At 51.8% G+C, this 13,229-nt stretch carries 3 protein-coding genes; 2 read left to right on the top strand and 1 reads right to left on the bottom strand.

Features of this window, described 5'->3' with window-relative positions:
• Positions 1-29: 29 nt before the first annotated feature.
• Positions 30-956, bottom strand: a complete 927-nt coding sequence (gene rocF, locus JOD20_RS19110; RefSeq protein ID WP_204756805.1) for an arginase — start codon at positions 954-956, stop codon at positions 30-32.
• 572 nt (positions 957-1,528) lie between these two features.
• On the opposite strand from rocF, the gene JOD20_RS19105 reads away from it, so the two are divergent.
• Both JOD20_RS19105 and JOD20_RS19100 read left to right on the top strand, forming a co-directional pair.
• A complete protein-coding gene (locus JOD20_RS19105; RefSeq protein WP_204756804.1) occupies positions 1,529-4,696 on the top strand; it encodes a malectin domain-containing carbohydrate-binding protein in 3,168 nt (1,055 codons plus the stop codon).
• A gap of 371 nt (positions 4,697-5,067) precedes the next feature.
• Positions 5,068-13,188: a malectin domain-containing carbohydrate-binding protein gene (locus tag JOD20_RS19100; protein ID WP_204756803.1), complete on the top strand. Its 8,121-nt coding sequence runs from the start codon at positions 5,068-5,070 to the stop codon at positions 13,186-13,188.
• Positions 13,189-13,229: the final 41 nt, after the last annotated feature.

Here is a 13,229-nt window from a genome sequence, read left to right as displayed (position 1 = left end):
GCATGCACCCCGCTTTTGTTGTTTAAGATTTAGAGTGCTGTGCGTGGTTGCTGTTTGTGCCAAACCCGCTTGCCAAGTGCTGAAAGCGCAATTTCAACCGCAACCGTTGCCGTACGATTGCGATCGTCAAGGATCGGATTGACCTCAACAATATCCAGCCCAATCATGCGTCCTGATTCGGCGATTAGCTCGGCTGCCAAGTGGGCTTCGCGGTAAGTTATGCCCCCAGGGACTGGTGTGCCAACCCCGGGCGCAACCGCTGGATCAAGCACATCAAGGTCGAAGCTCACGTAAAAGCCATCACGGCCTTGATTGGCAACGCTGATTGCCCGCACCATGGTTTCATACATCCCATAGCGATCGATATATTCGGTAGCAAACACCTGCACCCCAGCCTCAGTTAAGAGTTGGCGTTCCTCAGGGTCGAGATCGCGCACCGCGACCAAGGCCACATGATGCGGATTGATCATTGAATTTGCGAGACGCTGGCCGCTCAAGTGGATCAAGCGTTCGTCGCCATAGCCACACAGCGCCGCCAAGGGCATGCCATGAATATTGCCCGATGGCGAGGTGCTGGGAATATTAAAATCGCCGTGGGCATCGATCCAGAGCACCCCAATATCGCGATTGTGAGCAGCACCGCTGACTGAGCCTAAGCCAATGCTATGGTCGCCGCCGAGCACAACCGGCACATGGCCTTGGCTACACGATTGGTCAACTTCGCTCGCTAATTGGACTAATGTATCGCGGATTGGCTCGAAATAGCGCAAGGTGAGGTCGCCCACGGGTAGGGTTTCGGCAATACTGGCCGTCAGGTTGCCTCGATCAATGACGGTATGACCAAGCTCCTCTAATTGTGGACGTAAGCCTGCATAACGAATTGCGCTTGGTCCCATGTCCACGCCACGCCGCCCTTGACCCAAATCGAGCGGGACACCGATAAGATCGATTAGCACAAGAACCTCCTAGTAATGTCACTTTCATGCAGCATCGAATGAAAGTCTGTTGCTATTCTAGCGCATGGCGTGGGTTTTCGGCTAAATTGCTCGAAATATTGGGTCGGCACAGGCTTAATTCTTAAAAAACCGTGCGCACAAAAAACCAACCATATGCTGTAATAGAGTTACTTGATAGGCAGATGCGGTGATCATAAGCGGCTTGAACAGTGCTTGAGTGTGTGGATGTGCTGTAATGGGCCGAAAAGGTTAAATAGATTTAACTTTTATCACCCATGCTTCACCCATAAGGTGGAGTGTGGCTCCTCACAGAAATAGCGCCTGAGTATAGGCCATAATTCCCACGACAAGCATGCTGCTATGCGCTATAGTTCACAATCAGAGGACGAGTTATGAGCGTTATGCCATCTGGTGTATGGCTTCAATTGTTAAGATGTCACCACATTCCCGCCCAACGTGACCTGTCGCTTGACATGCCTCGCTGATCTCGGCACGATCATAGGCGTAGCACCAGCAAGAATTTGGCATAGCAGGTTGATCTGCGCTCGCTCATGTTCTCGAAAGGATTTGTGATGATCAAACGACAGTTTCATGCCCGTGTGGTTGTGATGATAGTGCTCTTCAGTCTATTGACTGGGGGGTGGTTGCTGCAACCAGCGACTCATGATGCCGCCGCTCAAACGCGCTCGACGATTCAATATAGCTATAATCCTGAGCGCCAACATGTACATTCTGGCAGCATTAGTTTTTTTCGCCAAACAATTTTCAATTCCAGCTCTGCATTAACTGGTGCTTCGCTCTTCGATAGCCCAACCGGCATGGTGTTTGGCCCCGACGGGCGCTTGTATGTCAGCCAATTCAATGGGCGGATTTTTGCAATTACGCTCAATCCAACCACCCATCAAGCCACCGCCGTCCAAGTGATCGAAACTATCTACAATTATCCCAATACCAATGAAGATGGCTCGCCAGCAACTGGGGTTAATGGCCGCCAACTAATTGGGGTTTTGTTTGATCCAGCCTCAACGCCAGCGAACATGATTTTGTATGTTTCGCATAGCGACCCACGCTATGGCTACAACAGCGATACAACCTCGCAGAAAATCAACACCCGCTCGGGCACGATTAGCAAATTGGTCAGCACCAATAATTTTGCTACTTCAACCGACATCATCAAAGGCTTGCCCCGCTCACGCGAAAACCACAGCACCAACAGCATCGTCTGGGGGCCAGATGGCTGGATGTATATTTCGTCGTCGAGCAACACCAATAATGGTGCGCCAAGCGCTCACTTCAGCAATTTGGCCGAATATTATCTTTCGGCGGCAATTTTGCGCGCCAATGTGCGCAGCGCAGGCTTTCCAAGCGCCGGGATTGATGTTAAAAACGTCAATAGCGCTTCGGCCATGACTCCCTTTGCTGGTCAGTTTGAAATTTATGCAACTGGCTATCGCAATGTTTATGATTTTATTTGGCTGAACAATAAGTTTTATGCCAATGTCAACGGCGGTAACGATGGCTATGGCGATACGCCAAGCGCAGCTCAATGCCCTGGTGGCGTTGAAATCAACCCCCGTTATTTGCCCGATACGCTCAAAATTGTGACCCAAGGCTCGTATGGTGGGCATCCCAACCCAGCCCGTGGCGAATGTGTGCTCAATAATGGCAATGCTCAAGGCTTGCCAACGCCGCCAAACTACAATCCGCCAGCCTTGACCTACGATTTCCGGCCATCAACCAACGGCATCACGGCCTACATTAGCAATGCCTTTGGTGGCGCGTTGCAAGGCAATTTGATTGTGGCAACCTATGGCCAAAATCAAGATGTGAGCCGCGTGCAACTCGATGCTAATGGTAGTCCCACCAGCATCCAAACCTTGGCCAAGTTCAATCAACCGCTTGATGTGGTAACTGATGCCAAGGGCGTGATTTACGTGGCCGAATTTGGCAGCGATGCAATTACTATCCTTGAGCCAGAAGATTTGCCCAATTGTCCGCCGCCGCCGCCATACTCCAGTGCGGTCGATAGCGATAACGATGGCTACTCCGATTTTGATGAAGATCAAAATGGCACCAACCTGTGTAGCCGCGCCAGCGTTCCCAACGATTTTGATGGCGATATGCTCTCCGATTTGATTGATCCCGACGATGATAACGACGGAATTCTTGATGTCAACGATCAGTTGTATTTCGATGCGGCCAACGGCACGAATACCAAATTGCCAATCGAGTTCAATTGGAATCCTGGCGATGCACCATTGGGCAAAGTTGCCAACACTGGCTTTACCGGGGTGCAAATTACCAACGGCGTAACCCGTACTGCCGAAGCCAAGATTGCGGTTGGTGCTGCTGGTGGCTTTACCAACATCATCACTACCGAAGGCACCAATGCTGGTTCGATCAATACCCAAGCCAATGCTTTGCAACTTGGCTTTGATCCCCATCGCAATTTCCGCGTCGAAACCCGAATTACTGAAATGTTCCTTGGGCGCACGCCTGAGGGCAATCAAGCGGCGGGCCTGTTCTTTGGTCCCAACCAAGATAACTACGTGAAGTTGGTAGCAACCGCGAATCTCAATGGCGATGGCACCAGTGGCGACACTGGGTTGCAATTTGCCATGGAAGTTGCAGGCAATCTGCAAATCAATCCAACAAATAATAATCCAAGCATCGTTTTGCCTGGTGTGAGCAATATCGACCTGCGTTTAGACGGTAATCCTGCTGCGCAGACCATAACTGCCTACTATAAAACGACAGGCAACACATGGATTGCAATTGGCACAATCAATGTTCCATTGTGGTTCTTCAATACAGGAACCCCAACTGGGATTTTGGCAACCAACCATGGCACGCCAAACACGATCTCATTTATTTTCGATTTCTTCCGTTTGAGCTATCGCGATATTGTGGCGCGCATCAACAGTGGCGATCGTGATTGGACGACCAACGACGGCGCTGTTTGGAGTCCTGATACCAACGCCAGCCGCCCATATTCAACTGGTGGCGGCACGTATGTCTTGATTCCAGGGGTTTCGTGCCCGCAAATTTACAATGTGACCCGCGACTTTGATCGTTTGTACTGTTCCGAGCGCAATACAGGCGGCTCGCCGGTGCAATACACAATTCCAGTGAGCAGCACTGGAACGTATGCGGTGCGCTTGCACTTTGCCGAACTGTATTGGGGAACCAATGGGCGGCCAGGGCCGAACCAGCGTAAATTCAATGTTCAAATTGAAGGCACGACTGTATTGACCAATTTTGATATTTTCAGCGAAACTGGCGCAACCTTCCGACCAATTACCAAAACCTTCACCACCAATGTTAGTGATGGATCGGTCAATATTAGCCTGCCAAGTGGTCAGCCGGGCAATGTTGATCAAGGCAAAATTGCGGCGATTGAGGTTTGGGGGCCAATTCTCAACATCGCCAATGTTACGCCAACGGTCACGCCATCGCCATCGCCGACCAATACGCCAACCAATACCAATACGCCATCGCCAACCGTGACCAACACGCCAACCAACACGCCAACCGTGACGGCTAGCAACACGCCAACCAATACCAATACGCCGTCGCCAACCGCGACTGGCACGCTAACACCAAGCAATACGCCGACCAATACGCTCACGCCAAGCAATACGCCGACTAACACGCCAACCCAAACGGAAACGCCAAGCGTGACCGTGACCGTTGACCAGCCGACGTATCGGATTTGGCTGCCATACACGCTCAAAAACTAAGCACGATAGCGTGGAGTCGTCACTTGCTGATGGCTCCACGCCCGACTAAACCGATCGTTGCTGCGTCATGACGTGAATTCCTTAAAAATGTTTTTAAAAACATTAAAATAGTACCAAAAAGCATTAAAATTCATGCAAATTTTGGTCAATCAAACCAAAATATGTACTGTAAAGATTGACAAAATTAGTACCATTGTATATAACAATACCGTACTTTTAGTTAATCTCAACTGATATACTGATCGATAACGATGGCCCGTAGCAAACGCACTTTTTTTGATCGATCGTGATTGATTCGATTTTTTGCGCGTTAAGCGTTTAAAATCACAACTCGCTACGGGTCACAAGCTGTTCCAGGAGGGGTCATGACCATGAAGCGGTCTATCGTTCGTTGGTTGCATGGGGTGCTCGCAGCATTCTTGTTTAGCAACCTTTGGCTTGTGGGCGCACCGCCAACTCAGGTGGCGGCGGCGGTTCCGGCGCACAATCGCCAACCACTCACGCCAGTTCAAGCTAAAGCCCTACTAGAGGCTCCACGGGTAACCGACACCTTGCCACTCAATGGCTCGACCTCGGTCAACCGTGATATTTTCATCGCAGCAAACGTCTATATTCCTAATGGTGGGCTTGACCCCCAAACCTTGACAGCAGCATCTGTCAAATTGATTCGGGTGGTCGATAATTTTGAAATTGTCGCGCGGCTGACCACCTCAGCTGCGGGCGATGTGATTATTCTCAATCCTAACGAATACCTTGATCCATTTACCCAATATCGTTTTCGGGTCAATGTTGGGGTTGCACCCACTAGTTTGCTGCGCGATATTGCTGGCGAACCATTTGAAGCGTATGAATCTGTCTTTACAACTGGCAGTGCTGGTGGCCCTTCGGCAACCGGCAATATTCGCTTTAACAAGGTTGCGACCGGCATTACCATGCCAAACGATGAAGGCTATACCTCATTGGCAATTGGCCCCGATGGCAAGCTCTACGCAGCCACTGTCAAAGGCCAAATTGTGCGTTACACGATTAACGCCGATGGTACCTTGAATACTGCCAACAGTTTGGCCATTCAAACGGTGCGCACCTACACCGGCACCACCCAAGAGCGCATGATCATTGGCTTGGTGTTTGACCCTGCTGCAACCGCAGCCAACCCTATTTTGTGGATCACCCACAGCCCCTATGCGTTGAGTGGCGGCCCCGATTGGAGCGGCAAGCTGACGCGTTTGAGTGGTGCGAATCTCACAACTGCCCAAGATTATTTGATTGGTATGCCACGTTCATCACGTGACCACCTTTCGAATAGTTTGGTGTTTGGCCCCGACGGCGCATTGTATATGACCGTTGGTAGCAACAGCGCCATGGGTTTTGTGGATAATGGCTGGAACTTGCGGCCAGAGCACAAGCTGGGTGCAGCAGTTTTGCGAATCAATCAAAATGGCTTGGGCACGTTACCATTAAATGTGCAAACTGAAGATGGTGGCACCTACGACCCATTTGCTGCCAACGCCCCAGTGACGATTTATGCTTCTGGTGTGCGTAACGCCTATGACCTGATTTGGCACTCGAATGGCCAATTGTATACTGCGACCAACGGCTCAGCCGCTGGCGGCAATACGCCAGCTTCGCCTGGTAATTTGTCGAATTATGGCCCTTGTCAAAATCGGCTTGATGTTGGCACAAACGGGGCATATGTTGGGCCTGATGTACCAAAATTATCATCAAGCTCAAGCACGCGGATTCCCGACCAATCAGATTTCCTTTTCCGCGTTACGCAGGGCGGCTACTATGGCCACCCCAATCCTCAACGCTGTGAATGGGTGATGAACGGCGGTAATCCAAGCTCAGCAGTTGATCCCGCTGAAGTTGCGCCAGGTGGTAGCAATGTTGGCTACCCAGTTGGCACCCAACCAGACCGCAATTATCGCGGCTTCTCGTGGGATTTCGGTTTGCACAAATCGCCAAACGGCACGATTGAATACAAATCGAATACCTTCAATGGCGCACTCAAAAACAAATTGATTGTTACCCGTTATAGCGGGAGCAAAGATTTGGTTGTGCTGACGCTTGGTGCAAACAAAGAAATCATTAGCGAGCAAGGTGGCTTGCCGGGGATGAAAGACTTCTCGGGGCCGCTTGACGTGATTGAAAATACTGCCAACGGCAACTTGTATGTTTCCGACTACTTGGCAGAAAAAATCTACCTGCTGACTCCTGATATTCAGCCAGAACCACGGATCGACATCAAGCCAGCCCGCCGCGTGTTCAACTTGGCGCGGCCTACCAGCGGCTCGGTCGATTCGCTGACCCAAACCTTTGTGATTAGCAATACTGGTCAAGCCAATTTGAGCGTGACCGGCGTGCAATTGATTGGCCCTGAAGCCAGCTCATTTGTAATTACCAATGTGCCAAGCTTCCCCCGCACCTTGGCTCCAAGCGCAACGTTGAGCTTGAATGTGGTGATGCGTGCCAATGCATCAACCAGCTTGGGTACCAAGGGCGCAATTATCCAAATCCAAAGCAACGACCCAATCAATCCCAAGATTGACGGTGCTTTGCGGGGCTTGGTGTATGCCAATGGTACTGAACCATCGTTGCAATGGATTATCGATACCTATGAATTCCCGATGAACGTTGGCGATGATGACCCAGCCACGACCACAATTCATAGCACCAATGGCGCATCATTGCTGCTCGGCCAAGAAGTCTATGCAGATTTCTTTACCCGCGCTACAACGTCGCCAATTACCTTGGAGCCATTGGCAGCCTTTGGCCCAAGCGGCCCCGCTGGAACTGCAACAACCTTGGGGTGGTATCCAGTCAAGAGTGCTGGAGCCAATCGCACACCGATCTTCTCAGTGCCAAATACCAGCGCGCAACGCCTGAACCCAGCTATCAGTGGCAATTTGACCTTTGAACCAGGCTACGAGTTCTTTGATTTCTATACTCAATGGCCAGGTGTGGCCAATCGGGTGGTGTACGGTCAAGATAGCTTGAACAGCTTTGATGCGGCGAACCCTCACCATATGCGGGTTTATCCCCTCAAAACCAGCAACGATTCGACCGTGCCGAATACCTATGTAGTGGTGTTTGAAGAAGCAACCACGGGCTTAGAATATCAAGATTTGGTCTTTATTGTGCGCAATGTGCGGCCAGTGCGCTTGCCAAGCATGAGCACGCCAGTCCAAATCAATTTCCAAAGCGCTTCGACCGCTGTGCCTGCTGGCTACATGCGCGATTGGGGCCAAGCCTTTGGCAATCGCAATGAAAAAGATCAAGGCGATGGCTCGTTGTACTATGGCTGGGTCAATCCAGATACAATCACCCCAATTGCCCTTGATCCTAATGGCCGTTACCGCTTTGTTGCAAACGTCGATAAACGCTACGATTCGTTTATGCACATGCGGGCCAACGATATTGCGTTTGGCTTCGGTGGGATCAAAGCGCCTGGCTCGTGGGAAATGGCGCTGCCAAACGGCATTTACTCAGTCACCGTGGCAGTGGGCGATCCTCAAGTGCAACAAACTCCAGAAAGCGATCGCCATACACTCAATGTCGAAGGGGTCAATGTATTTACCAACTTCACCTCGGTAGGGGCAAGTGGCACACCAACGCGCCACGCAACCCAAACGGTAGTGGCAACGGTTAATGATAATCGCTTAACCATCGATGCCAATGGTGGTATTAACACGAAGATCAACTTTGTGATTATTACGCCATACGTGGAGCCACCAACCGCTACGCCAACCGAAACACCAACCAACACGCCAACGTCGACCAATACGCCGACGGTGACGAACACCCCAACCAATACGGCTACCTCGACGGCAACCAACACGGCTACGCCATCGAATACGCCAACCAATACAACGACGGCTGTGCCAACAACACCTGGCACAACCCAACCAACCAATACCTTTACGCCAAGCCCAACCGTTGGTAGCCCAACAATTACCGTAACGCCTGGCACGCCAACTGTGACGGTTACACCAACGATTACCGTAACACCTGGCACGCCAACGGTTACCGTCACCCCAACCGTGACTGTGCCACCAGCGACCAATCGGGTCTTTGTTCCGATGGTGATTTTGGGTGGGCCACGCAGCGGATCTGGTGGCGTAACCTTGGGCCTCAAAGGCATGTATCGGCCTGCGATTGAAGTCGCAGTGAGCACCCGTCAAACCAATGATGAAAACTTCACTTCGGCAATCGAAAGTGCTGTCCGTCAGATCAAAACTCTGATGACAGCCCAAGTGATGGCTGCTGCATGTTTTGGCGCAGGCAAGCTTGAGATCGAAAACGTTGAATCGCACAACGTTCCTTACAACGATTGGTTGATGTTCAGCAAGATTCAAAATCCAGCTGCTCGTAGCGGCACACGCAACTACTTCCGCAACACGGGAGTTGTGCGGGTACGCAACACTGGCACTGGCCCGTTGATTCTGAGCAGCATGACGATCACTGGGGTCTGGACGTTGAGTGGCACCTTGAGCCTGCCAACGATCATCCAGCCAAATACCTTCCGCGATATTCGCTTGGATTTCACGCCACCAGTTGATCCGCGGACTGATCCACCAGGGATTGCCTATTCGGGTGAGCTGCTGTTGCGCACCAACGATGCAAGCGAGCCAAACAAGGTTATTCAATTGCGTGGCTGGTGGCAAAAACAAAACGAAGGCGACGACGAGCCAAACATCCAACAAATTATGGATTTCTTTGGCTACGACGTGAAGATTGTCTATCCACCCCAAACCTGGACTGGCGATGGGGGTACACTGACCCAAATTGGCGAGGAAGTTATCTCGCCGTATTGGACGCGCTTCGATGCGAGCAAGCCAGTACGGGTTGTCCAGTTAGCTGGTTTGCACCAGTGCTGTACTACCAGTACGGCCAGCGATATTGCATGGGCTGCTAAAGGTAGCACCACTTTGCAAGAATCTAGCACCCACCATCCATCAGATGGCCAAACCTATATGCCACGCTTGTATGATGGCAGCGATGTGTTTGATATTAACATGAACCCAACCGGGGTCTTCCAATTTATCATTTCACAAACTGCTTGGGGCGATCCTCAGTACAATAATCCAGTTGGCAGGCACTATTTGCGGGCTTGGCCATTGCGCGATCGCAACGGAGCCTTGGTTCCTAATAGTTATGTGCTGTCGATGGACTTCAACGGCATCAACTACGACTATAACGATAACGTCTATATCGTCAACAATATTCGGCCAGAATTTGTTGAGGTTGATGATTCAACCGTTGGTGCAATGCCTGGCACACCAAGCCTCAATTTGGAATTCAATCAAAATTATGCCAACACAGTGCTTGACAAAAATAATGTTGGTACCGGCTTTGCAACGACTCAGCGCAATAAGAACGATTACAAGATGATCACTGTTGGTGCTTCGTATAGCCCAACCTTAGTGACCATGAACACTGCTGGCGCTGGCACGCTGAGCTTGGTTTCGCTTGCTGGCACGCAGGATGGCACGACCAACACCCAAGTCAATGCCTTGCAACTGCTATTCAACGCTCAAGCCTCGCGCTTTGCAATTACCACGCGGATCGAAGGCAGCGTTGCGGGCTTCACTAGCGCCAATCGTCAAGCAGGCATTTTCTGGGGCATGGAGCAAGACAATTATCTGAAAGTGATGCTTAGCTCAGCCAGCACCCAACCAGTGGTCGTCTTTACCAACGAGACCAATGGCACAAGCGCTACCGTGGCAAATAGCCCAGCGATTGCTAGCCCAGCCAATGTGCTGGCAACCGAATTGCGCTTGAGCGGCGATCCCAAAACTGGGGTGGCAACCGCAGCCTATCGACTGATCACGGCAGCCAATCCAAACCCAAGCTTTACAACGCTTGGCCAAGTGACCCTGACCGGTGGCCGCTATCAACGCTTCTTTGATCGCAAGGTCAATGCAGGGATTGTAACCACTCACAAAACCAACACGACCTTTACGACCGTCTTTGATAAGTTTGCGATTAGCCTTGACGAACCAACCGCCGCGCGGCCAGTTGTGGCCCGGGTTGACGTTGGTAGCGCCAACAGCTTCACCGATAGCGCAGGCAACGTCTGGCAAGCTGATACTGGTTTGTTCGAGCCAAGCAACGCGGTTGCTGAAGGCACTGGCACGCCAGCAATCGAAAATACCGTCGATGACACGTTGTATCAAACCTATCGTGGCAATGTCGGCAACCCAACCCGCACGATTACCTATAACTTAACTGTGCCAGCAACCGTGCAAAGCGTTGATGTACGCTTGCACTTCGCCGAACTCTACTGGGGTGCACCTGGTGGCGGCGCTGCTGGCCCAGGCAAGCGAGTGTTCGATGTGCGCGCCGAAGGCGAGACGATTCTCGATAACTTCGATATTACGGCTTCGGTTGGTGCTGCTCGCGCCGCATTAATTGTGCCAATCGATGGCATTCCAGTCGTCGATGGTCAGTTGCAATTGGCTTTTGATGCAGAAATGGACTTTGCTTCAATCTCAGCAATCGAAGTTTTTGCCAGCACAGTCAATGGCAATGTGCCACCAACCGCCAACGCTGGCGCTGATCAACAAGTTGCGCTCGGTGCGACCGTCAATTTGGCGGGTACAAGCAGCGACTTTGAAAACACGACCGTAACTGGCGCATGGACGCAGCTTGAAGGCCCAGCCGTCACGCTGACGGGCACTGGCAACAACCGTAGCTTCACTGCTCCAGCCAGCGCAACCAGCTTGGTCTTCCGCTTTACGGCAACCGATGCAGGCGGCGCAAGCACCAGCGATACGGTCACCATCTTGGTTGGCAATAAACCAATCGAGCAAGTAGTGGCGGTATCCAACGGCCCTTCATCGCCAAACGATGCAATTACCTTCCAAGCGGTGGTGGCTTGTGGCAGTAACGTCAACTTTGCTTGGAACTTTGGCGATGGCACACCAGTCGTCAACGAAAGCACTGGCAAGGTACGCCATGCCTTTGCAACCAAGGGCAATTACACGGTAACAGTCACGGCCAGCAATGGCTCAAGCAGCGTTTCAACCTCGTTGCAAGTGCAGGTCTTGCCATTGCTTACCCGCTTCAATGCAGGCGGATTTAGCAGCGTAACTACACCTGATGGCGTGCGCTGGGCTGCTGATAGCTACTCACAAAACGGTAGCACCTCGAACCCAGGCAACTTGGGTGATGTTGCCAACACCGATAACGATGTCTTGTACTACGATGATCGCTTTGCCTCGGGCGCTGCAACTGCAACCTTGGATTATGCGATTCCAGTACCAGTCAGTGGTCAATACACCGTGCGCTTGCACTTCGCCGAAATCTTCTTTGGCGTAACCAGCGGGGTTGCTGGTGGCACGGGCAAGCGGGTCTTCGATGTTAACATTGAAGGCAACCGCGTGCTCAATGATTATGATCCAACGCTGGCGGTTGGCGCGAAAGCTGCCGATACCCGCTTGTTTACGGTCAACGTCACTGATGGAGTCTTGAATCTGCAATTTGCTCCAGAAGCGAGCCGCCCAACCGTGAGCGCAATCGAGGTCTTTGGGGCGCAAAACTTAACCTTTGCAACCCCAACCGCCTTGCCACCGCCAACCAACACCCCAATTGGCACCTTTACGCCAACGCCACAAGGCACGTTCTTCTTGAAGGTCAACTTCCAGCCGAACGATTCTGGTGCTGTGCCAATTGGCTATGTCAAGGATTATGGCCAAGGCTATGGCTTGCGCCAAGATGCTGGCCAAGGCTCAGGTTTGAGCTATGGTTGGATCGATAGCGCTGGCCAACCCAAGAGCTTGATCAGCGATCCACGACGGCGTAACGTCAACAGCGATACGCGCTTGGATACCTTGATGCACATGCAGTTGACCACTGGCGGCGGCAAGTGGGAAGCAGCAGTTCCAAATGGGGTTTACGATGTAACCGTCGCTGTGGGCGATGCTCAAGCTGGTGGGACTGCAATGTCGCACAATGTAACGATTGAAGGCGTTGTGGCAATCAACCAGTTTGTGCCACCAGCCAATGCCGCCAACGGCTCGGCCAGTTTGCATCAAACCAACACAGTCCGCGTGACGGTCAGCGACGGCAAGTTGACGGTTGATCCGATTGGTGGCAGCAACACCAAGATCAACTACTTGGATATTAATTGGTTTGGATCGTTGGCAACTAACACGCCAACCAACACGCCAACCGATGTTCCAACCAATACGCCAACCAATACGGCGACGGCAACGGCAACGGAAACGCCAACCAATACGGCGACCGCAACCGTGACCGAAACCCCAACTAACACGCCAACTAATACCGAAACGCCAACCCCAAGCAATACGCCAACCAACACGGCGACCTTGGAGCCTGGCATCACGCCAACCAATACCCATACGCCAACGATTACTTCAACGCCAACTGAAACAGCAACCCCAACGGCAACTGTTTCGGTTACGCCAACCGCAACGACTGGCACGGCAACCTATGTGGTCTTCCTGCCATATACTGCCAAGGGCAACTAAGCGCTGAAGGTCTGCATCCGGTGGAGCTAACCACTCTGCCG

It is taken from the genome of Herpetosiphon giganteus, assembly GCF_016907925.1.
Taxonomy (GTDB): Bacteria; Chloroflexota; Chloroflexia; order Chloroflexales; family Herpetosiphonaceae; genus Herpetosiphon; species Herpetosiphon giganteus.
The sequence above is the reverse complement of the archived record's forward strand: the minus strand, read 5'-3'. Positions and strand labels throughout refer to the sequence as shown.

Coding starts and splice junctions, on each gene's coding strand:
- JOD20_RS19105 (WP_204756804.1), top strand. CDS start 1,529: ATGATCAAACGACAGTTTCATGCCCGTGTGGTTGTGATGATAGTGCTC.
- JOD20_RS19100 (WP_204756803.1), top strand. CDS start 5,068: ATGAAGCGGTCTATCGTTCGTTGGTTGCATGGGGTGCTCGCAGCATTC.